The organism is Plantibacter sp. CFBP 8775 (genome assembly GCF_014839505.1).
Classification (GTDB): Bacteria; Actinomycetota; Actinomycetes; order Actinomycetales; family Microbacteriaceae; genus Plantibacter; species Plantibacter auratus.
In genome coordinates, this window is record NZ_JACYNV010000002.1 from 470185 (window position 1) to 492548 (window position 22364).

20 protein-coding genes are annotated in these 22364 nt (G+C 70.9%); 5 read left to right on the forward strand and 15 right to left on the reverse strand.

Annotation, left to right across the window (positions count from 1 at the left end):
- Positions 1–73 precede the first annotated feature (73 nt).
- From IFR14_RS14700 to IFR14_RS14735, 8 genes are read right to left on the reverse strand one after another with little or no spacing between them, the layout of a single operon-like run.
- Positions 74–1129: a DUF4432 family protein gene (locus tag IFR14_RS14700; protein WP_191941510.1), complete on the reverse strand. Its 1056-nt coding sequence runs from the start codon at positions 1127–1129 to the stop codon at positions 74–76.
- Positions 1130–1184: 55 nt separating this feature from the next.
- On the reverse strand, positions 1185–1952 hold the full coding sequence (locus IFR14_RS14705) for an SDR family oxidoreductase (RefSeq protein ID WP_191941511.1): 768 nt from the start codon (positions 1950–1952) through the stop codon (positions 1185–1187).
- Between the two features lie 57 nt (positions 1953–2009).
- Positions 2010–2756, reverse strand: a complete 747-nt coding sequence (locus tag IFR14_RS14710) for an SDR family oxidoreductase (protein ID WP_191941512.1) — start codon at positions 2754–2756, stop codon at positions 2010–2012.
- On the reverse strand, positions 2753–3595 hold the full coding sequence (locus IFR14_RS14715; protein ID WP_191941513.1) for a class II aldolase/adducin family protein: 843 nt from the start codon (positions 3593–3595) through the stop codon (positions 2753–2755). Before IFR14_RS14715 ends, IFR14_RS14710 begins: the two co-directional genes overlap by 4 nt.
- Positions 3592–5094, reverse strand: coding sequence for a rhamnulokinase (locus tag IFR14_RS14720; RefSeq protein WP_191941514.1), 1503 nt, complete (start codon positions 5092–5094; stop codon positions 3592–3594). Before IFR14_RS14720 ends, IFR14_RS14715 begins: the two co-directional genes overlap by 4 nt.
- Entirely contained in the window at positions 5091–6095 is a 1005-nt protein-coding gene (locus IFR14_RS14725) for a 1-phosphofructokinase family hexose kinase (protein WP_191941515.1), read from the reverse strand. The genes IFR14_RS14720 and IFR14_RS14725 overlap by 4 nt, the downstream gene beginning before the upstream one ends.
- Positions 6092–6877 (reverse strand): DeoR/GlpR family DNA-binding transcription regulator, encoded by a 786-nt coding sequence (locus IFR14_RS14730; RefSeq protein WP_191941516.1) that lies wholly within the window; start codon positions 6875–6877, stop codon positions 6092–6094. Before IFR14_RS14730 ends, IFR14_RS14725 begins: the two co-directional genes overlap by 4 nt.
- The gene (locus IFR14_RS14735) at positions 6874–8463 is read right to left on the reverse strand and encodes an FGGY-family carbohydrate kinase (protein ID WP_191941517.1); all 1590 of its coding nucleotides are present in this window, start codon (positions 8461–8463) and stop codon (positions 6874–6876) included. The genes IFR14_RS14730 and IFR14_RS14735 overlap by 4 nt, the downstream gene beginning before the upstream one ends.
- Positions 8464–8595: 132 nt before the next feature.
- Here IFR14_RS14735 and IFR14_RS14740 point away from each other — a divergent pair, with 132 nt between their 5' ends.
- A complete protein-coding gene (locus tag IFR14_RS14740; RefSeq protein WP_191941518.1) occupies positions 8596–9366 on the forward strand; it encodes a DeoR/GlpR family DNA-binding transcription regulator in 771 nt (256 codons plus the stop codon).
- A 79-nt stretch (positions 9367–9445) separates the two neighbouring features.
- Positions 9446–10264, forward strand: coding sequence for a class II fructose-bisphosphate aldolase (locus tag IFR14_RS14745; protein WP_191941519.1), 819 nt, complete (start codon positions 9446–9448; stop codon positions 10262–10264).
- Between the two features lie 38 nt (positions 10265–10302).
- Here IFR14_RS14745 and IFR14_RS14750 read toward each other — a convergent pair whose 3' ends face one another.
- The 6 genes from IFR14_RS14750 to IFR14_RS14775 all read right to left on the reverse strand — a co-directional run bounded on the left by IFR14_RS14750 (position 10303) and on the right by IFR14_RS14775 (position 15895).
- A complete protein-coding gene (locus tag IFR14_RS14750) occupies positions 10303–10602 on the reverse strand; it encodes a hypothetical protein (protein WP_191941520.1) in 300 nt (99 codons plus the stop codon).
- A 122-nt stretch (positions 10603–10724) separates the two neighbouring features.
- Positions 10725–11720 carry an ABC transporter substrate-binding protein gene (locus IFR14_RS14755; protein WP_056013014.1) on the reverse strand — a complete coding sequence of 332 codons (996 nt, stop codon included), beginning with the start codon at positions 11718–11720 and terminating at the stop codon, positions 10725–10727.
- Positions 11721–11792: 72 nt separating this feature from the next.
- Positions 11793–12878: an ABC transporter permease gene (locus IFR14_RS14760; RefSeq protein ID WP_079707371.1), complete on the reverse strand. Its 1086-nt coding sequence runs from the start codon at positions 12876–12878 to the stop codon at positions 11793–11795.
- Positions 12875–13636 (reverse strand): ATP-binding cassette domain-containing protein, encoded by a 762-nt coding sequence (locus IFR14_RS14765; RefSeq protein ID WP_079707372.1) that lies wholly within the window; start codon positions 13634–13636, stop codon positions 12875–12877. Before IFR14_RS14765 ends, IFR14_RS14760 begins: the two co-directional genes overlap by 4 nt.
- 130 nt (positions 13637–13766) lie before the next feature.
- Positions 13767–14861 carry a class I mannose-6-phosphate isomerase gene (locus IFR14_RS14770; RefSeq protein WP_191941521.1) on the reverse strand — a complete coding sequence of 365 codons (1095 nt, stop codon included), beginning with the start codon at positions 14859–14861 and terminating at the stop codon, positions 13767–13769.
- Positions 14858–15895 (reverse strand): LacI family DNA-binding transcriptional regulator, encoded by a 1038-nt coding sequence (locus tag IFR14_RS14775; protein WP_159879498.1) that lies wholly within the window; start codon positions 15893–15895, stop codon positions 14858–14860. The genes IFR14_RS14770 and IFR14_RS14775 overlap by 4 nt, the downstream gene beginning before the upstream one ends.
- Positions 15896–16251: 356 nt before the next feature.
- Between IFR14_RS14775 and IFR14_RS21435 the strand changes: the two genes are divergently transcribed.
- From IFR14_RS21435 to IFR14_RS14790, 3 genes are all read left to right on the forward strand, one after another.
- Positions 16252–17460: an HAD-IA family hydrolase gene (locus IFR14_RS21435; RefSeq protein WP_191941522.1), complete on the forward strand. Its 1209-nt coding sequence runs from the start codon at positions 16252–16254 to the stop codon at positions 17458–17460.
- A 161-nt stretch (positions 17461–17621) separates the two neighbouring features.
- The gene (locus IFR14_RS14785; protein WP_191941523.1) at positions 17622–18242 is read left to right on the forward strand and encodes a CPBP family glutamic-type intramembrane protease; all 621 of its coding nucleotides are present in this window, start codon (positions 17622–17624) and stop codon (positions 18240–18242) included.
- 470 nt (positions 18243–18712) lie between these two features.
- Positions 18713–20203: a DUF222 domain-containing protein gene (locus IFR14_RS14790; protein WP_191941524.1), complete on the forward strand. Its 1491-nt coding sequence runs from the start codon at positions 18713–18715 to the stop codon at positions 20201–20203.
- A 598-nt stretch (positions 20204–20801) separates the two neighbouring features.
- Here IFR14_RS14790 and IFR14_RS14795 read toward each other — a convergent pair.
- Positions 20802–22295, reverse strand: a complete 1494-nt coding sequence (locus tag IFR14_RS14795) for a mannitol dehydrogenase family protein (protein WP_191941525.1) — start codon at positions 22293–22295, stop codon at positions 20802–20804.
- Between the last annotated feature and the right edge of the window lie 69 nt (positions 22296–22364).

Here is a 22364-nt window from a genome sequence, read left to right on the forward strand (position 1 = left end):
ATGTCATCGATGACATACCCCAGCATGAATTCTTCGGAAACCGGGTACTTGACGGTGGCGGAGGCCGGTGGGCTCAGTCGCCGAAGTCGTCCACCGCCGGCTCGAACACGATCTCGAGGTCGACTTCGAACGACTCCCCGGGCTCCACGATCCGGCCCGCCTTCCCGCGATCCGGACCGGCCGCGTGACTCGGCCAGCAGGTGCCGGGTTCGATGCCGAGGGCGTACGACCCCGCGGCCGTGCTCCGCCACACCGTGAGGAACGGCAACTGCTCCGGCCGGAACCGGACCGTGACCGTGCCTGCCTCGCCCGACAGGGTCGCGATGGACCAGCCGTCGGGCCCGGCGACCGCGTCGAGGGCGTCGACCTGCTCGTCGGCAGCCGGCTCGGGCTCGCCGATCACCCGCCGCCAGCCACCGGCGTCCGGGCGTTCGGACCCCGCCCCGCCGGGGACGTCGGCCTCGGCCGCCACGACGGCACCGCCGTGCAGCACCGGCCAGCCGAGGTTCACGTGGTAGAGCAGGCGCACCGGCTCGGCGACGAACCCCTCGTTCCGGACGACGTCGTGCAGACGGATCCGCGCGACGCCGACCTCGGCTCGGATGCTGCGGGTCACCGTGAGGTTCTGCTGGAACACGGCGCCCTCGCGGAGCAGGCCGTCGACGAGGAGCTCGTACCGGCCCGCCGCGGTCCATCGCCCCTCGCGGCGGGTCACGGTCGCCGGGATACGATGCGCCCGACCGTGCATCCCACCGTCCGCCTCTGCGGCCACACCGACGGCGGTGAGTCCGCAGGTCGTCAGCAGACCGCCCTGCCATCGACGGGCCCAGCTCTCGGCCTGCGGAGCGGTCGTCGGCGCGACGAACGACACGATCTCGCCGTTCCAGGAGGCCTCGCCGAGGTCGAGGAACTGGTCGACCTCGACCGTGACCTCGAGTCCGCCGAGGTGGCGCAGTTCGACCTGGCGCCGGCCCGTCGACGGCCCGTCGTCGACGCGGACCGCACGCGGAGCCCACGCACGCTCGACGGCACCGGATCGGGCTTCGACGAAGCGTCGACGCCGGGCGCCCCACACGGCGTCGCGGTCGACCTGGTCGTCAGGCGTCTGTTCGGGCGGCGTCGTCGTCATGGCGGATCCTCGGGTCGGTGCGGTCGGGTCGAACGGTTCGGCGGGTGGGGCCGGCTCAGAGGGCGGTGTAGCCGCCGTCGATGACGAGGCTCTGGCCCGTGAGATACGAGGAGGCGTCGGACGCGAGCAGCAGGACGAGCCCGTGGAGGTCCTCCGGCTGCCCCATCCGGCCCGCCGGGATGTCCGCGGTCCACTCGGCGGCGAGGTCGGGGTTCGCCTCGGTGAACTCGCGGGTCATGTCCGAGAGGAAGTACCCGGGGGCGATCGCGTTGACCCGGACGTTGGAGGGTGCCCACTCGACCGCGAGCGACGACGCGAGGTGACTGACCGCCGCCTTCGAGGCGTTGTAGGAGGCCTGGAACTGCGGCTGGTTCACGATGAACGCCGACATCGACGAGATGAAGACCGCCGAGGCGGGCCGGCCCGCGGCGATGGCTCGACGGGCGAAGGACTGCGCGGCGAAGAAGGTGCCGTCGAGGTTCACGGCGAGCACCTTCCGCCAGGTGTCCGCCGGCACGTCGACGCTGTCGCCCCAGATGGTGATGCCCGCCGCGGTCACGAGCAGCGACGGCGCGCCGAGCTCGGCCTCGGCAGCGGCGAAGGCGGCCTCGACGGCGGTGGCGTCGGTGACGTCGACCGGGTGTGCCGAGGTGCGGACGCCGTACTCGGACGCCAACCGCTCGGCTGACTCGTGGACGGTCGGCAGGAGGTCGAGCAGCGCCACCTGGACGCCCTGTGCGGCGAGCGCCGTGGCGATCGAGTAGCCGAGCCCGCGGGCCCCGCCGGTGATGACGGCCGTGCGGCCGTTGAGGTCAGAGAACATGTGCGGTCCTTCGATCGGGGCGGGCTGGTGGAGGTGTCGTCGGGCGACGCGAGTCGCTCAGATCTCCTGGTCGGTGGGCAGGATGACGAGGTCGCGGATGGTGACGTGTCGGGGTCTCGTGAGCATGAAGAGCACGGCGTCGGCGACGTCCTCGGAACGGATGCCGGTGCGTGCGGCGATCTGGTCCTCCACTCCGGAGGCCCCCTCGGCGATCCCCCACAGCTCGTTGAGCACGACGCCGGGGGCGACCGCGCCCATCCGCACCCCGGATCCGACGAGGTTCCGCCGGGTGGTGTGGACGAACGACTGCATGGCGTGCTTCGTCGCGGAGTAGACGGGCTCCCAGTGGATGTCCTGGTGCCCGGACACCGAGCTCGTCACCAGGACGTCGCCCGCGCCCTGTTCGACGAGGTGCGGCAGCGCTGCGCGAACCGTCGCCATCGCTCCGAGGACGTTGACGCCGACGAGCTCCTCGATCGCGGTCATCGGGGTGTCGACGACGTCACCGCCGACGTAGAGGCCCGCGTTGGCGAGGACGATGTCGAGACGTCCGAAGGCGGCGAGCGCCAGGGCGACGGCCTGCTCGGACACGGCGGGGTCGGCGAGGTCACCCGCCAGGAAGACGCTCGGAGTCGGCAGGGCGTCGGCGACGCCCGAGAGTCGCTCGGTGGAGCGTCCGACGAGCACCGTGCGCACCCCGGCAGCGGCGAGCGCCTGGGCGTACGAGCGGCCGATGCCCGATGACGCTCCGGTGATGATCGCGACCTGCCCGGTGAGGTCGGTGGCGCTGGTCGGCTGGCTCATGACGTGGTCCTTCCGTGCGCCGTCCCGGCGCGGTCGGTCGTGGATTCCTGGGCGGCGAGCGCGGCTCGACGCAGCAGTTCGTCGGGTCTCGTGTCGATGCGGGCGACGGCCTCGTCGCTCAGGTACACCGGCCCGCCGGCGGCGAGTGCTCCGAGGAGCACCTGGGCGACCTTCACGGCCATCTCGGTGATGCGGAGGACCTCGGCCGCGCTCGATCCGAGGGCGAACATCCCGTGGTTCTGCAGGTACACGACCTTCGGCACCCGGTCCGTCGTGGCGAGCTGCTCGCGCAGCAGGCGGCGGACCGTGCGGGCCAGCTCGAGCCCGGGGTCGACGTACGGCACGAGCAGCGGATCGGTGCCGAGGACCACGATCTGGTCGGGGAAGAGCGACCCGCGGGTCAGGGCGTCGGCCGACGGCGAGCAGAGCAGCGCGTTGACCGGCACGGGATGGGTGTGGCCGACCGCGACGACGCCGGGCAGGTCGAGGCAGACGGCGTGGAGGATCGCCTCCACCGAGGGGCGCCGACCGTTCCCGGCGAGCGCCGCGGCATCGAACAGCGCGGCCACCTCGGCGTCCCCGCCCGCGTGCGAGTCGACGAGGTCGAGCACCGGTGCGATCGCGAGACGGACCGCGTCCTCGGCGGTCGCCACGGCCATCGACGCGCCGCTCGCCTTCACGAGCATCGCCGGATCACCCTCCTCGGGCAGGAGCAGCGAGGTGTTGCCCTCCGCCAGGAGCGCCCACGCCCGATCGGGACGGCCGAGGTCGCGCGAGAAGGCGACGAAGCGGTCGAGGAGGTCCGTCTCGGTCTCCGGTTGGTCGATGCGGTCGGTCATGTCGGTGTCCGCTCATGGTCATGGTCATGGTCGTCCTGGCCGTGCCGGTAGACCGCGTCGAGCGAGGGCGCGTGACCGGCCGCGACGAGTTGCACGGCCAGGTTGCCGAGCGCCGAAGCCTCCGCAGGACCGGCCGTGACCGGAAGACCGGTCCGTGCCGCCGTGCGGGCGCAGAGGAGTCGGTTGCGCGATCCGCCGCCGACGATACGGACCGAGCGGATCGTCACCCCGGTGATCGCCTCGCAGGCCCGGACCGTCTCGGCGTACGCGACCGCGAGGCTCTCGACCACGCTGCGCACGGTGTCGCTCCGTCCGCTCGGTGGACGCTGTCCGGTCTCCCGGCAGAGCGTCGCGATGCGTTCCGGCATGTCCCCCGGGACGAGCAGCCGTGGGTCGGCGACGTCGAACACCGCGGGCCTGACGTCCTCGTCCGTCTCCGCCTCCGCCTCCGCCGTTGCCGCCGACACGAGTTCGACGAGGTCGACCGCACTCCCGTCCTCGGCGGACCAGGCGCGGGCGCACTCCGTGAGCAGCCACATCCCCGCCAGGTTGCGGAGGAGCAGGGAGGATCCGGAGACACCGGCCTCGTTCGTGAAGCCGGCGTCCCGCGCGTGCTCGGTGAGCACCGGTGCCGACAGACATACCCCGACGAGGGACCAGCTGCCACTCGAAACGAGGAGCTCCGCACCGTCCGGGCGGGCGAAGGCGAGCGCGGACGCGGTGTCGTGCTCCGCGACGCGGTGGACGGGGATCGGCATGCTCGACCCGAGACGCGCGGTGACCTCCGGCGTCGTCGGGCCGACGACCGTCCCCGGTGCGACCACCGGCGGGAAGTCGAATCCGTCGAGACCCCAGCGACGGATGAGCTCCGCCGCCCAGTCACCGGTCCCCTGATCGAGCAGCTGCGTCGTCGAGGCGATCGTGCGCTCCGCTCCGACGACGCCGGTGAGCAGCCACACCCAGAGGTCCGGGACGAGCAACACGGTCGGGCGATCGCCGTCGGCTCGGCGCGCGTCGAGCTCCTCGGCGCGGGACCGCAGCTGGTACGAGGTGTTGATGGTCTGCTCCAGCACGCCGGTCACCGCGTAGGCCGTCGCGGCGTCGACGAGCACGGCGGCACGGGCCGGTCCGTCGGCGTCGGCGCCGCGGTGATGCGGCACCGACGGGAACGTCGGCGCGGAGCCATTCGGCATCGCCGTTCCGGTGCCGACGCCCACGAGCGCGACGTCGACGCCCCAGCTGTCGACCCCGATCCCGTCGAGCACACCGCCGGCGGTCTCTGCGATCCGGACGGCCTCCGCAAGCCCGACGAGGGTCTCCTCGAACAGGCGCTCCGCATCCCACCGGAGTCGACCGTCCTGCGTGATCGGGCCGTTCGGGAACCGGTGCACCTCGGTGAGCTCCAAGCGGCCGTCGGCCCAGCGCCCGAGCATGACGCGACCGCTCGACGCACCGAGGTCTACGGCGGCATGGAAGCGTGGAACGGCCTGATCGATCATGGCGTCGTCGCCTCGTCGCGTGGCGGCGTGGCCGGTTCGCTCAGCGGCGTCGTCGGGTCGGGGTCCTGGACGGCGACCGGTGTGGTGAGCGCCTCGAGGGAGGTGAGGATGGTCGTCGCGCTCGACACGGCGAGCGCACCCCAGGCGGCGGCAGACGCGACCGCCGCCGCCGGGTCGTCCCGTCCGTCCTCGCCGTGGAGTCCGACGAGGAATCCGGCCAACGAGGCGTCGCCGGCACCGGCCGTGTTCACGACCGTGGCTGCGACGTGCGCGTGCCACAGGCCCGCCGCGGTGCGGAGGAGCGCCCCGTCGGCCCCCATGCTCACGTAGACGAGGTCGCAGCCGGCACGGTGCAGTTCGTCGGCGGCGGAGGCGACATCGCCGATCGTCAGCAGCTCACGGCCGGTGAGCTCGGCGAGCTCGTGCGCGTTCGGTTTGAGCAGGTGGACGAGGTCGAGGTTCGCGACGGCGGTCTCGAGCGCCGCACCCGCGGTGTCGACGGCCACGCGCGCTCCCCGGTCACCCGCCTGCCGGAGCAACTGGAGGATGTCGACGAGGCCGGTGCCGCCCTGGACCGTCGGGATCGTGCCGGAGAGGACGAGCCAGTCCGCGCCGATCCGGTCGATCTCGGCCCCGGCGGTCGCGACGACGGCGGCCCAGTCCTCGGCGCGCAGCGGGATCGCCGGTTCGTTGACCTTGGTCGTCCCGGTCGCGGCGTCGAGGATGGTCGTGTTCACCCGCGTCCGACCGTCGGTCGGGACCACGGCGAGCAACGTCCGGAGTGCCGGGTCGTCGGCGAGGATCCGTCCGTCCGCACCCATCGGCACCACCGCACGGACCGGGAGCGGCGAGAGGGTGACCGCCCGCGCGACGTTGACGCCCTTGCCGCTCAGCTCGGTGGACACGCCCACCGCCCGGTTGACGTCGCCGAGTCGCAGCCCGTCGACGCGGTAGGTCTGGTCGATCGCGGCCGCCGGCGTGACCGTCACGATGCCGCTCATGCGTCCGCCCCGACCGTCTCGACGCGGACGCCGGTCGCGAGGAGGGCGGCGAGGGTCGGTTCGTCGACGCCGTGATGCACCACCGCCACGTCGAGGCGGGCGGCCGGGACGGAGGCCGCGAGGCCGTCGGCACCGAACGTCGCAGGGTCGCCCAGGAGGATCGTCGTGGAGGCCAGCTCGACCGCAGATGCGACGACCGCCGCCTCCTCCGGAGAGGCGTGGAGCAGTCGGCCGTCCGCGGAGACACCGAGCGCCTCGACGACCGCGACGTCGAGGCGGAGGCCGGCGAGCTGCTCGCGCGCCCAGGCGCCGGTGAGGACGCCGCGCCCGTCCGCCGTGCCGCCGACGAGGTGGACGACGGCCGATTCCTCGGCAGCGGCCGCGGCCAGGGCGACGGGCACCGAACCGGTCACGATGACGGTCCCGGCGGTCGTCGCGAGGCCCCCGGCGAGCGCCTCGCAGGCCGACCCCGCGCCGAGGAAGACCGCTGAGCCCGGGTCGACCAGGGTCAGCGCCCGCGCGGCGAGCGCACCGGACACCCCGGAGTCCTGGCCCGGGTCGAGGTCGACCCGCACCGCACCGCCGTGCGCGCGTCGGAGGCGTCCGTCGAGTTCGAGGACGCGGAGGTCGCGTCGGATCGTCTCCTCGGTCACGCCGAGGTCCACTGCGAGCACGCCGACCTCGACCCGCCCGTCCTGGTCGAGTCGGGTGAGGATCTCCCGACGCCGGTCGTCCACCGGGCTGGACGTGGCCGTCCCGCGGCCGCCGTCGGACGCGCTCATCGTTCCACCCCGGCACGGTCGTCGCCTTCGGACGCCGGACCGTCGGGGCTCGACTCCTCGGCCCGCCGTCGCCACCAGGGGCCGAGGGACTCGACGAGCTCGTCGAACGCGGTTCCGACCCCGGCCCAGTACGCGGCCGAGGCGTCCGTCGGCAGGACGGCGGGTGCGTGTCGGACGACGTCGTGCTGGGCCTGTTCCACCGACGGCAGGAGTCCGGTGGCGACCCCGGCGACGATCGCGGCGCCGAGGGCTCCGGCCTCCTCCGAGTCGACGACCGTCACGGGCGTTCGAAGCGCGTTGGCCACGAGTTGCACGTACAGCGGCGACCGTGCGAGGCCGCCGCCCAGGACGATCGGCTCGTCCCACCGGAACCGTTCGCCGAGCGCCCGGGTGTGCCAGCGGTGCATGAGCACGATGCCCTCGAGCGCCCCGCGCAGCACATGCGCCCGGGTGTGCCAGTCGCGGACGCCGACGAGGGTGGCCGAGGCTTCGGCGCCGAGCGGCGAGTCCGATTGGAAGGGCATAACGAGCGGCACCTGCTCCTCCGGAGGGAGTGCTGCGGCCTCGGCGATCAGCGCGTCACGGCCGGTGGCGTCAGTCACGCCCAGGAGCCGGAGCGTCCAGTCGAAGGAGGGCGATGCCGTCGCCGAGGTGGACATCGCGATCCGCAGGTCCGGGGTGATCGAGAGGCGGGACTGCCACCGCGGGTCCACGTCGGGCTGGGTCGTCGTCACGCCGTTGGTGCTGAACGAGCCGGCCACGAGGGCGAGCCGTCCGGGGACGAGCGCTCCCATACCGATCGACGAGGCCTGCACGTCGTGGAGTCCCGACACGACCGGTGTCCCGGCGACGAGGCCCGTGACCGCGGCGGCCGCCGGCAGCACCGACCCGACGATCGTGCCGCTCGGGTTGATCGGCGGCAGCAGACGGAGCAGTTCGGCAGGCAGGCCGTAGGCGTCGAGGACCTCGGCGCTCCAGGTGGCGGTCCCGACGTCCAGGAAGGAGGCGCAGGCGTCGGAGTAGTCAGTGGAGATCTCGCCGGTGAGCCGCAGGCGGACCACGTCCTTGCAGAAGAGCATCGCGTCTGCCTGCTCGACACGCTCCGGGTCGTGGCGGAGCAACCAGCGGAGGAGGTTGCCGGCGGCGCCCGGCGTCGGCAGCTGTCCGGAGCGTTCGAGCACCACGCGCAGCCGGTCCGGATCGGAGGCGAGTTCGGCGGCCTCGGCATGCGCCCGGGAGTCCATCGCCGTGATGGCCGGGCCGACCGGCTCTCCGGCGGCGGTCACGAGGTGCAGCCCGTCGCCGTGGCCGGTGATCCCGACGGCGGCGACCAGGGTCGGGTCGACACCCGACGTCGCCATCACCTCCGACACCGCGTCGGCGACCGCGGCCCATAGGGCGTCCTGCGGCCGCTCGGCATGCCGGGCGACCGGGCGGTCGACGGGGCTCGCGCGCCGAGCGACCGCGACCGGCAGCAACCGCTCGTCGTGCAGGACGGCCTTGACGGCGGTCTGCCCGACGTCGATCCCGAGCAGGAACCGCGACCCCGACTCGTGGGGTGCGCTGTGCGGCCCGTGCTCAGCCATCGGCGGCCTTCCGTTCGTCGTCATCATCGTCGTCGGGTGCGCCCGATCATGTTGATCTTTGCACCGATCCCACCGAATCGGAAGGTATATCGGACAGATTCGGATACGCTGGCCGGATCGGACGGAGCAGTCATGTACCCAGCAGAGCGTCACGCCGCGATCCTCGCGGGTGCCCGCGACGGCGACGGTGCCCTGTCGGTCGCCGAGCTGAGCAGCCGACTCGGCGTCACACCGGAGACCATCCGGCGCGACCTCGCGGTGCTCGAGCGACAGGGGCTCATCCGCCGCCACCACGGTGGCGCGGTCCTCGCCCGGCGACCCGCGTTCGAGCCCAGCCTCCAACGACGCCGCGAGGGCGAGCGCATCGAGCGCGCCGCCGTCGCCCGCCTCGTCGTCGAGCAGCTCCCCGAGGAAGGGGTCGTCCTGCTCGACTCCGGCGCGATGACCCTCGAGGTCGCCGCACTCCTCCCCCACTCCAGCCGACTCCTCGTGGTGACGAACAGCCTGCCGATCGTCGATCTGCTCGGTGGCCGACCGCGACTCACCGTGATCGCCCTGCCCGGGCGGGTCCGCGCCGTCACGCAGGCGACCGTCGGCGCGTGGACCGTCGAACGGCTGTCGGGGCTCCACGCCGACGTCGCCGTCCTCGGCGCCAACGGGGTGGGGCTCACCTCGGGCGCCACGACGACGCTGCCGGAGGAGGCCGAGGTGAAGCGGGCGATGCTCGGTATCTCCAGACGACGCATCCTCGCCGTCACCGCCGCGAAGTTCGCCACCACCTCGTTCCACCGGGCCGCGGGACTCGACGAGTTCGATCAGATCGTGACCGACGACGGGCTCGACCCGGACACCGTCGACGCGCTCGCCGAGAGCGGTCCAGAGCTGCTGCTGGCCACCACCTGACCATCCCCACCGGCACCGCCACCGCCACCGCCACCGCCACCGGGTCGATCGTCCCGCGTGCACCCCGAGAGGAACCACCATGACGCTCGTCTCCACCGCCGCGCTCCTCGACGCGCAGCGCGCCGTGCTCGCCTTCAACGTCATCCAGCTCGAACACGGCGAGGCCATCCTCCGCGGCGCGGAGCTCGCGGGCCGGGGCGTGATCCTGCAGGTGTCCGAGAACGCGGCGAGGTACCACGGCGGCCTCGCGCCGATCGGGCTCGCGAGTCTGGAACTCGCCCGTGAGGCCGGCACCGCGACCGCCGTGCACCTCGACCACGCCGAGGACGAGACGCTCGTCGAGGAGGCGGTCCGGCTCGGATTCACCTCGGTCATGTTCGACGCGGCGACCCTCCCCGACGAGGAGAACCGCGAACGCACCGCAGCGGTCGCCCGCTCGGCCCAGGCGCAGGGCGTGTGGGTCGAGGCGGAACTCGGGGCGATCGGCGGCAAGGGTGGCGCACACACGCCCGGCGTCCGGACCGACCCCGGTGAGGCCGTGGCGTTCGTCGCCGGCACCGGCGTCGACGGCCTCGCGGTCGCGGTCGGCAGCTCGCACGCGATGACGTCGCGGAGCGCAACCCTCGACTTCGGCCTCATCCGCGAACTCGCGTCGGCCGTCCCCGTCCCGCTCGTCCTGCACGGTTCGAGCGGCGTGAGCGACGAGGACCTCGTGCGGGCGGTGGACGCGGGCATGCGCAAGATCAACATCTCGACCCACATCAACGGCGTCTTCACCCGAGCCGTCCGTGAGCGCCTCGACGCGGACCCGTCACTCGTCGACCCGCGGAAGTACCTCGGCCCGGCGCGCGACGCCGTCGCCGCCGAGGTCGCGCGGCTCCTCACCCTCGTCGCCTAGGACTCGTCGCCGACCCGACCGTCAGTCGATCGAGTCGTTCACAACCAGTGGACGATGTCCGGGTCCAGGCAGACCCCGCCGAGGCCCTCGGTGGTGGTGACGCCGTCCGCGAACCGGATCACCACGGCCCGTCCCTCCATCCGCACGTACTCGGCCCGGAGTCCGAGTCGGAACGGGACGTCGGTCGACGCGGAGACCGCACGGCTCGCGCGTTCGGGGACCGTGATGACCAGGCGGTGGGCTCGCCCCGCTGCATCGACGACCTCGGCCTCGATCCGTCCCGGAGCATCGTCGGACAGCCGGCGCACTGCGGTCGCCGCGACGATCACCTGGGTCATGTCGCGATTCTCGCACCCGTGGAGGGTGGCGTCGAGGCGGAGCTGTCGGACGCAGCGCGACGGCGCCGGAGCTCGAAGCTCCGACGCCGTCGCGGTCTGGTGATGCGGAGTGGCCAGCAGGCCTAGCCGCACTTGGACTGGTAGACGGCATCCTTCGCGTCGCCGTCGACGTTGTCCTTCGTGATGATGGTGAAGCCGGTCTCGATCTTGGCCTCGACCTTGTCACCGTTCAGAGCGGCGATCGCCTGGGCGACGCCGTCCTTGCCGATGGTGGCCGGCTCCTGAGCGACGAGCGCCTGGACGGTGCCCTCCTTCAGCTGCTTGACCTGGGCGGGACCCGCGTCGAACCCGACGATGGTGACCGAGTCCTCCTTGCCGGCCTGCTTGACACCGGTCGCGGAACCTTCGGCCGCGAACAGGTTCGCTGCGAAGATGCCCACGATGTCGGGGTCCTTCTGGAGCGCCGCGGTCACGATCTCGGCAGCCGTGGACGGCTCGTTGTGGCTGTACTGCACGCCGAGGTCGGTGAACTTGTCATCGCCCTTCACCGCTTCCTGGAAGCCCTCGGCACGGGCGTCCGTGGTCGAGATGCCGGGGTCGACCGAGACCACGAGGACCTTGCCGCCCTCGGGGTGCGCTTCCTTGATCGCGTCGAACGCCGCAGCGCCGCCGCCCTTGTTGTCGCTCGAGATCTGCGAGACCGCGAACGACGGGTCGTCGACGGTGGTGTCGACGAGGACGACCTTGATGCCTGCGTCGGCCGCAGCCTTCAGCGGGGCCTCCATGGCCTTCACATCGGTCGGAGCGACGAGGATCGCGTCCGGCTTCGAGGCGACGACCGAGTCGACGAGCGGCTTCTGCAGCGTCGGGTCGAACTTCTCCGGACCCTGGGTCGTGACCGTCGCGCCGGCATCCTTCGCCGCCGATTCGATACCGCACTGCATCGAGATGTAGAACTCGTCGCCTGCGACGCCCTGGATGAACGCGATCTTGTAGCCGTCGGAACCTGCGCCTGCGCTGCTGCCGCCCGAGCTCGCGCCACCGGAACAACCGGTGAGCATGAGGCCTGCCGACGCGCCGAGCGCGAGGACTCCGAGAACTGACTTCTTCCACTTCATTGTGATTACCCGTTTCTCTTGAACTGCTGGACTACTGGGATGGTGCGGGGGGGGTGTTGATCTGTGTAGGGGTTATTTCTTCTTCCTGCTGACGAGGGCTCGCCAGAAGCTCGTGGATCCACCGCGGGCTGCGGAGGAACGGCGGACCTGATCGACGTAGACGGCCAGGATGAGGACGGCGCCGACCGCGACCTGCTGCCAGAAGGGCTGCACGCCGGTGATGACGAAGCCGTTCTGGAGGACGGCGGGGATGAACAGACCGACGACGGTGCCGAAGATCGTCCCGTAGCCGCCGAAGAGCGAGGTACCACCGATGACGACCGCGGCGATGACGTTCAGGTTCGTCTGCGACTGACCGGCGATCGCGGTGGTGCCGAACTGCGACAGCGACAGGATGCCGGCGAGACCCGCGAGGCCACCGGAGATCGCGTAGATGCGGATGAGGTGACGGTCGACCTTCACGCCGACGCGTCGTGCCGCCTCCTCGCTCGATCCGACCGCGTAGGTGTACAGGCCGAACTTCGTCTTGTGGAGGACGAGCGCACCGATGATGACGACGACGAGGGCGATGACCGAGATGATCGGGACTGCGCCGAAGATGTTGCCGTACCCGATGGAGTCGGTGAGGACCGACGGCACCTCGCGGATGTCGACACCGCCGGTGAGGATCTGGGCGAGGCCGAGCGCCATGCCGAGGCTACCGAGGGTGACGATCAGCGGTGGCACCTTCGCCTTGGAGATGAGGATGCCGTTGAACGTGCCCCAGAGGATGCCGACGCCGATCGACACGATGATGCCGACGATCGCAGTCCCCCAGTCGTCGCCGCCCATGGCCCGCATCGTCGTCGCGGACACGACGCCCGAGAAGACGAGGACGGAGCCGATCGAGAGGTCGATGCCGGAGGTGATGATGACGTAGGTCATGCCGACGCCGAGCACCGCGAGGATCGAGGCGTTCTGCACGACGAGCCGCAGGTTGGACAGCTGCGCAAAGGTGTCGGGCGCGATCGCGGAGAAGATCGCGATGACGACGAGGAGGACGATGAAGATCTGGAAGGCCTGGGCCTTGAAGAGCTTCCTGATCGGGGTCTCCCGATCCTTGGCCGTCTCGATGGCGGTCGTCTCCGGCCCCATCTCGGCCTGCTTCACCGCGCTCATGCGACGTTCCTCGTGCTGGCACCGGTCATGAGACCGACGAGTTCTTCCATGTTCGTGTCCTTCGTGTCGACCGTCGCCGCGCGGTGGCCGAGCCGCAGCACCTGCACGCGGTCGGACACCTCCATGACGTGCGGCATCGAGTGGCTGATGAAGACGACCGCGATGCCCTTGTCGCGCACCCGGCGGATCGTCTCGAGCACGTTCTTCGTCTGGCGGACGCCGAGGGCGGCCGTCGGTTCGTCGAGGAAGACGACCTTGTTGGCCCAGTGCACCGCGCGGGCGATGGCGATCGCCTGGCGCTGCCCACCGGACATCGCGCCCACCGGGTCGGTGAGCGAGCGGACGGTCGCGCCGAGTTCGTCGAAGGCGTGACGCGACTGCTTGCTCATCTCCTTGACGTTCATGAGGCCGAGCAGCCCGCCGAGGCCAGGCCGCATGATCTCGCGGCCGAGGTAGACGTTCTGCACGGGATCGAGGTGGGGCGCGAGTGCGAGGTCCTGGTAGACCGTCTCGATGCCGAGCGCGCTCGACTGCATGGGCGAGGTGAGGGTGATCGGTTCGCCTTCGAACTTGATCACGCCGCTGTCGACCGCGAGGTTGCCGGAGAGGGCTTTGACCAGGGTGGACTTGCCCGCCCCGTTGTCGCCGATGAGGGCGGTGACCTCGCCGGGGTAGACCTCGAAGTCCGCTTCGTCGAGGGCGCGGACGTGCCCGAACTGCCGGGTGAGGCCTCTGGCCTCCAAGACGGGAGTCGTCATGTCGTTCTCGTTCCTTTCCAGCCGGCCCCGGTGGACGGGTCCGGCGTGTGGTGGCTGTCGTACCGCCGTTCGGGGCGGTGGTGTGTGGTGAGCTGCTGCGTGATCGTGGGTCCTGCGTCGAGGGGTGGCGTCATCGGATGCCTCCCGATGCGAGGGTCGCCGGCCAGCCCGCACCGGGGCCGGCGGCGAGCACGGTCCCGGAACCGCTGACGGTCCAGGGCCCGAACCCGGCCGGGACGGCGAAGACCTCTCCGGCGGAGAACTCGACGGCCTCGGCGCCGGTCTCAGAGACCAGTGCGCCTGCGCCGGTGAGCGCGAGGGCCACCGAGAAGCCGGCGTCCACAGGTGCGCTGCCATCGGTGCCGGGCGCCACGGCGAAGAGCTGGAAGTAGGGGTCGGCGGCCGCGGGCAACAGCGGCACCGGCGCGTCCGTCCGGGCGTCGAGGTCGTGCAGCACGACGAGGTGTTCGATCTCGGACTGCGGGAGTGCCGTCGTCGACACCGCGCCCATCACGGTCTCGAATCCGAGGCCGAGGTGGGACTCGTCGCGCGTCGAGGTCGTGACCGACCACTCGAGGAGGATGGAGAGGTCGGTCGGTTCCTGCACCTCCGCGAGGAAGATGCCGCCGTCGATCGCGTGGGCCGTGCCGGCCGGGACGAGGATGCCCATGCCGCGCTCGACGACGATCCGGTTCATGTGCGACAGCATCCACTCGCTGTCCTGGGCGTCGCGACGACGGTCGAGTTCGTCGGGGTCGACGTCCTCGCTCCATCCGAGGTGGACGGCCGAACCGGGCTCGGCGTCGAGGATGAACCAGGCTTCCGTCTTGCCGTAGGCGCAGTCGAGGTGGGAGGCGGCGAACGCTCGATCCGGGTGGACGTGGACGGGGAGTCGCTGACGGGCGTCGAGCAGCTTGACGAGGATGCCGGTGTCGGCGGCGTCGGTGCCGTGATCCTGTCCCGCCCCGGTCCACTGCTCCGGGTCGGCCGCGACGAGGTCGCGGAGGAGCACGCCGTCGACGGTGCGGGCGAGGCCGATGGCGCCGCCGGGCTCCTGGTCGGCGCGGCTCACGGTCGCCCCGAGCCACTCTTCCGGCTGGAACTCGCTCTGCTGCTCGATGCCGCGCAGGCCGGCGATGCGGTCGCCGCCGCGGTAGAAGTGCTCGATGAGGTTCGGCGCGAGTCGCGTCGGCTGGGCGAGCCTCGTGGGGTGGGTCGTGCTCATGCTGCTGGTCCTCCGACCATGCTCGTGGTGGACGCGGTGCGCGCGTCCACGGTGTGACGCTGTGCCGGGCCGGGGATCTCTCCGGAACCACGCGACACCAGGGAGGTCGGGACGACCCACTCGCGCGGCTCGTCCGCCGGAGATTCGCGCAGCTCGAGGAGTCGCTCGATGGCGGCGGTACCGATGACGAACGGATCCTGGTTGATGCAGCTGACGGCCGGTCGCAGGACGTCGGCGAGCGTGAAGTCGCCGAACGCGATGTGCGCCGTCCCCTCGCGCCCGATGCGGTGCAGGGAGGTCGTCAGACCGATCGCCGCCTTCGCGTTCGACGCGAAGAACGCGGTGGGCGGGTCCTCGAGACCGAGCAGGCGCTCCGTCTCGGCGGCGTAGTCGAGCGAGCCGTCGATGGTCCAGGAGACGAGCGACGGGTCGAGGTCGATCCCCGCCTCGGCGAGGACGTCGGTGTAGCCCTGGTAGCGCCGACGGATGGTGAGGAAGCGTTCGTCCCGGTCGTAGAAGGCGATGCGGGTGTGACCGAGCTCGACGAACTGGCGGATCGCCAGCTGGGTGGCGGCGTAGTCGTCGACCACGACGCTGTCGAAGGCGGCGAGCGGACGGTCGACGGCGACGACGGGCGTCACGTTCCGGAACGCCTCGAGGTAGGGCAGCTCCGCGGCGACCGGGGCGATGATGACGCCGGCGACCTGGTGGCCGGCGATGAACCCGGTGAGCTGGTCGCGCTCGCGCCCCTCGTCGAGCCCGGTGCTCGCCACGAGGACGCTGAGGCCCTCCTTGAGCGCGCGGGCCTCGATGGCGCTCACGAGCGAGGCGAAGAACGGGTCGGCGAGCGAGTCGATGAGGACGCCGATCGCGCCGCCGGTGCCGGACTTCAGGGAGCGGGCGGCCGTGTTGGGCACGTACCCGAGGCGATCGATCGCCTCGAGCACGCGGCTTCGGGTCTCGGGGTGCACGGACGGTTCGCCGTTCACCACCCGCGAGACGGTCTTGATGCTGACGCCGGACTGCGCAGCCACATCCTTGATCCCGGGCGGCCGCATCAGCGGGTCCCCCTGACGGGAAGCGGAACGGGTCGGACGTCGCAGCCGGTCCGGAGCGACGGGACGTGCGCACGTGTCCGGATCGGACTGGTCGCGGTGATCGCGGGGTTGCAGGTGCCCATGGGCTCCACCTCCTGACAGCGTTGTCATCGGTCGGGGTGGTGCAGCTGCAGAACCCCGTCGTTCCTTCGTGCGCCTATACTGACCGCAGACCGACAACGTTGTCAAGCAACGTTGTCTGAAAGAGATCAAATTCATTTGGAACTCGCATTGAAGAGGCGTTCAGACCCCTCGGATGCGGGTCGCCACCCCGGAATCATCGAGGAGTCAGCGTGATCGTCGTCGTCGCAGGAGCAGCCGGAAGCGGCAAGACCACCCTCGGACGTGAGCTCGCCAGGGCCCTCCGACTCCCGCTCCTCGACCTCGACACCATCACCAATCCGTTGCTCGACGGTCTCGGTGCGGTGAGCGATCCCGATGGCGCCGAACCGCTCCACTGGAACGACGCGAAGCTGCGCCCGACCATGCGCCCGGCACGGTACGCGGCCCTCCGAGCGGTCCTCGCCGACCAACGCGGCAGTGGTGTCGGCGCGGTACTCGTGGCACCCTTCACCGCGGAGCTCCGTGGCGGCGCCGAATGGGACGCGCTCGTCGAGGCGGCCGGGGTCGTCCCGAAGGTCGTCTGGCTGCACGCCGATGCCGCCACGCTCGCGGCTCGCCGGGCCGAACGGGGTGCCGAGCGGGACACACACATCGTGGACCCGTCGACCGACACCCCACCCGCCATCGAGCACCTGTCGATCGAAGCCGCGTTGTCCACCTCGCAGCAGCTCGCCGCCGTCCAACGCGCGCTCGGTCTCGGACGGACCATCGAGGCCTCCGCCCCGATCTTCGACCAGGTCTTCGCCGCCGGGCTCTTCGACCTCGACGGGACCCTCATCGACTCGACGCCGGCGGTGAACCGGTCATGGGCGCAGCTCGCCCGCGAGTACGGACTCGAGGGCGACCTGCTCGCCGCGGGACACGGCCAGCCCGCCGCCCAGGTGCTCGCCGCGATCTTCCCACCCGAGCAGGTCGCCGGAGCGCTCGCACGGATCATAGAGATCGAGGCCGACGAGGTCGCCGACGTCATCGCGCTCCCGGGGGCGGCGGAGGCGCTGGCGGCGCTCGGTGACGACGCGAAGGCGATCGTCACGAGCGGCACGAGACTCATCGCCGGCAACCGGATCGCGGCCGCCGGGCTCGTGCGGCCGGAGGTCGTCGTGACCTTCGACGACGTCACGAAGGGCAAGCCGGACCCCGAACCGTTCCTGCTCGGCCGCACCCGGCTGGGCATGGAGTCGCAGCCGTGTGTCGTGTTCGAGGACGCACCGGCCGGGCTCGCCGCAGCGCGCGCCGCCGGCTGCTGGACGGTGGGCATCGCGGGGACGCACGAGGCGCACGAACTCGATGCGGACCTCGTCATCGACGGCCTGTTCCAACTGCGGCTCGAGCCGGTCGCCGAGGGTGGGTTCCGACTCGTCCCGGCGTCGCTCGGCTGAGCGGCGCCCCGCTCCCCGAGCCTGTCGACGGGCCTCCGAACACATCCTCGATCGCGACGACTCCCCCGCCACGACGGTTCGTTCTCCACCGCTGCCTCGGGCGGTTGCGACCGCCATTCTTGTCTTGCATCTGAAATAACACTGCTAACATATCGACTGCTATGTCGATCGTTACAGACGCTCCCTCCCGCCGATCCCTCCGCCCGTTCTCCGCACTGGCCCTCGCCGCGGCGTGGTTCACCCTGTGGTGCCTGACCCCGGGTATCACCGACCGAGGCCCTGTGCGCCTCGTGGTGCAGGAGGACACCCTCGTGGTGTTCCTCGAGTCCCTGATCGCCGGCCTCCTGGTGATCGCCATCGCCATCCTGCAGCGCGCCCACACCCGTGAACTCTTCGCACCGTCCCGGCAGCGGTTCCTGTACGTCATCCCGGTCGTGCTCGCCCTCGCGTTGCCGTTGCACTACGAGCTCGAGTTCCCCGTGCTGCTCTACATCTTCTGGATGACCGTCTCGGTGTTCTGGCAGGACTACCTGACCTTCGGACTCCTGCAACGCCATCTCGCCGCGCGCTTGCCGTCGCGCGCGGTCATCCCCGCCGTCGCAGTCCTGTTCGCCCTCGGACACGTCATCCTGCTCCCCGACAGATTCGGGATCGTCCCGAACCCACTCCCGGCACTGAGCATGCTCGCGCTCGGACTCCTGCTCGCGTGGCTCCGTCGCCGGTTCACGACGATGCACCTCATCCTGACGCTGCACCTGTCGTTCTACTTCGTCTTCGCGTGAGGTCCGGCCGCACGTCCCTTCTGCACCACTCCTCGACAACCGCGGAGACTCGTTCCCTGAGCCTGTCGAAGGGCCCCCGAGCAACCTCCCCCACCGCACGCCGGCACCGCGGGCACTCGGTGCCTGAGCTTGTCGAAGGGCGCCCCAAACAACCTTCCCCACCGCACCACGACAGACTCCGCGACCGCGTCACCGCCGTTCCCTGAGCTTGTCGAAGGGCCCACGAACAGCCTTCCCCACCGCACCTCGACAGACTCCGCGACCGCGCCCCCGCCGGTCCCCGAGCTCGTCGAAGGGCCCTCGAACAACCTCCCCCACCGCACCTCGGCAGGCTCGGCGGACGCGTCATCGCCGGTCTCTGAACCTGTCGAAGGGGGCCCTGAGGAAGTATCAATTGTCGGATAAATACCCAGATCAGCGGATGATTCGTTGGCCGTTCGAATGTCAGTGGTCCGTGTTTGGATGGACCCGTGACCAGCACCGCACCGAACCCACTCGCCGCCGCCGCGGCGGGGTTCGATGCGGTCTGGCAGGGCGCGCTCGACGCGATCCGCCCAGGCGCCTGTGTCGCGGAACAGCTCGAGAACATGAACGACGAAGCGATCCTCCGGGTCCTGGACGAACTCGGCGCCGTGCAGCACGCGGTCGAGGTCCTCGCCGCACGCGTCACCGGCGCGATCGCGTTGCGGCCGTCGCCTACCCGCCGCGACGGCACCCTCGTGCGCGCCGCCGGTTACGCGAACCCGGGCGTCATGGTGTCCGAGCGGTGGCGGGTGGCACGCGCCCGAGGCGCGGCGATCGCGGAGGTCGGTGCCGCGATCACGCAGCCCCGCGGGCTGCTCGGCGAGTTGGAGGAATGTCCGTTCCCGGCGATCACCTCCGCCCTCGAACCGGCCGCCAGTCCCGAGTCATCGAACACCGACGCAGTCCCGGATGACACCCACCCGTCAAGCGATGGCGGCACACCCAAAGCACCCCTCAGCGTGGATGGTGCTGCGGTCATCGTCCGGGAGCTCCGCAACGCCGGCCGCATCTGCAGCAGAGGCGAACTGCAAGCGGCGTCGGTGATCGCGGTCGAGCACGCCGGACACGCGCCCCTGCAGGACGTCACCCGCATCGCGAAACTCGTCCGCACCCGCCTCGACCAAGACGGCCGCGAACCCCGCGACGAACTCCTCCGCCGAGCGGAACGCTGCACCATCCACGAACTCCCCACCGGCATGACCCTCCTCCGCGCCGAACTCGCCCCCGAAAGCGCCGCCTTCATCCGCGCCGGCCTCGACGCCCTCATCGGCGCCACCCACCGCAAACCCCACTTCATCAACCCCGACACGACCGACCCCGCCGACCAACCCGACGGATCAGGTCACCCCATGCCCGACGGGCCCACCCTCATCCCCATCGACCGGCGACGCGCCATCGCGCTCACCGAGACCTTCCGACACCTGGCCGGCTGCAACGCCGCCGCCACCGAACTCACCCCCGTCACCGTCATCATCCGCACCGACCACGACACCCTCGAAACCGGTCTCGGCACCACCACCATCGACGGCATCGACGAACCCATCGGCCCCGGCGCCCTCCGCCGCCTCGCCGCCGACGCCAACCTCATCCCCGCAGTGCTCCGCGGACCATCCCAGGTCCTCGACCTCGGCACCAGCACCCGACTGTTCTCCCGCGCCCAGAAACTCGCCCTCGCCGAACGCGACGGCGGCTGCGCCTGGACCGGCTGCACCCACCCACCATCCTTCACCGAAGCCCACCACATCACCTGGTGGTCCCAAGGCGGACCCACCAACCTCAACAACGGCATCCTCCTCTGCCCCTTCCACCACCACCGCATCCACGACGACCACTGGACCATCACCATCCAAAACGGCATCCCCTGGTTCATCCCACCCAGCCACATCGACCGACACCAAACCCCCATCCGAGGCGGATGCATCCACCTCGCCGCCTGAACCCGGGGCACCCCTCTGCCTCCCCACCCACCTGCCCTTCGACAAGCTCAGGGACCGAAACGGGAACCACCCTTCGACAAGCTCAGGGACCGAGACCGGAACACCATCGCGCCTAGCCAACCTCAGCAATCGACGCCGTACTCGACAACCCACCCACCCCGGTCCCTGAGCCTCTCGAAGGGCCCACGATCGGCCGTTGAACCTGCCCTTCGACAAGCTCAGGGACCGAGACGGGAACCACCCTGCCTCGTACACGCTCGCGACCGACGCCGTCCTCGACAACCCGGCCACCCCGGTCTCTGAGCCTGTCGAAGGGCACACGAACAGCCGTTGAACCTGCCCCTCGACAAGCTCAAGGACCGAGACGTGAACCACCATGCCTCGTACACGCTCAGCGACCGACGCCCTACTCGACAACCCGGCCACCCCGGTCCCTGAGCCTGTCGAAGGGCACACGAACAGCCTTCGAACCTGCCCTTCGACAAGCTCAGGGACCGAGACGGGAACCACCAGCACTCGAGGACGGGGACGACTCAGCGACCGAGCGCCCCCTCAACCGGCCGTAGGGCCGACGAGGCACCGTCCCGCCGCCGCAGGGTCACCCCGCGGCGACGACCTCTTCCACCGCCACCCGCGCACCGACGTTCGCCAGCCGTGCTCGCGCCGCGATGAACGCCTTGCGTAGCCGCGCGTCCGATCCGAGGTCGCCGAACACGACCTCCAGGTCGAGGAACGCCCCAGGGCGCTCCGCCTCCTGCGCGACGGCCGCCTGCAACTCGGCCAACCGCCGGTCGACCGGCGCAAGCTCCCGCCCATCATCACCGACACCCTCGATGAATCGACTCCACGCCGCGAGCACGAGCGCCGAGCGCGCGATCCCGCCGCCGGTCCGCAACTGCTCACGGACGACCGGGAGCAGGAACTTCGGGATGCGCTCCGAACCGTCGACGATCTGCCGCGCCAAGGTGTCCTTGATCGCCTCACTGCCGAACCGGCGCATCAGCTCCGCACAGTACGCGTCGATGTCGATCCCCGGGACCGGCGCGAGCGTCGGCCTCGCCTCCTCATGCATGTACCCGAGAAGGAACCGCGAGAACAGCTCGTCACGGCAGACGTCGTGCACGTACGTCTCCCCCGCCAGCAACCCGAGGTAGCTCATCGCCTGGTGGGAGGCGTTCAACAACCGGAGCTTCATCAGCTCATACGGCTCGACGTCCTCCACGAGCTGCACGCCCACCTGCTCGTACGGCGGACGGCCGTCGGAGAAGTCGTCCTCGAGCACCCACTGCTCGAACGATTCCGAGAGCACCGGCCAGCGGTCGTCGATCCCGAACCGCTCGGAGACGAACGCCCGCTGCTCGTCCGTCGTCGCCGGCGTGATGCGGTCCACCATCGAGTTCGGGAACCGCACCTCGGCACCGATCCAGGCGGCGAGCGCCGGGTCGATCCGCTCGGCGAACGCGAGGATCGCCGTCCGGGCGACGTGCCCGTTGCCCTGGATGTTGTCGCAGGACATGACCGTGAACGGGACCGCACCGGCGTCGCGCCGGGCACGGAGGGCCGCCGTGATGAAGCCGAGTGGGCTCTGCGGCACCGCGCCCACCGGCAGACCGTCGAGGTCCGCGAGCGTCGCACCGTCACTCGGCTCGAAGGCCCCGGTCGCGTCGTTCACTCCGTAGCCGCCCTCGGTGATCGTGAGCGACACGATCCGCGTCGACGGATCGCTCACGCGGGCGAGGACCGCTTCCGGGTCGTCGGGAGCGAACAGGTACTCGACGATCGACCCGACGACGCGCGCCTCGACCTCGCCGTCCGGACTCGTCGTCACGAGCGTGTAGAGCCGGTCCTGAGCACCGAGTGCGTCCCGCATGGCGGCGTCACCGGCCAGTGTGCCGACGCCGACGAGCCCCCAGGACGCGTGCTCGTCGCCGGGGAGCCCGAGTACGCGGTCGACGAACATCGCCCCGTGCGCACGATGGAAGGCGCCGACCCCGAAGTGGACGATGCCGGGTCGGATGGCCGAGCGGTCATAGGCGGGGACGGCCACCCGCTCATCGAGAGCGGTGAGGGTGGCGTCGGAGAGCTGGGTCATGTGGTGCCTTCTCGTCGGTGAGCGGGTTCCAGGTGGTGCAGGTCGAGGGTGGTGCGGGTCGAGGGTGCT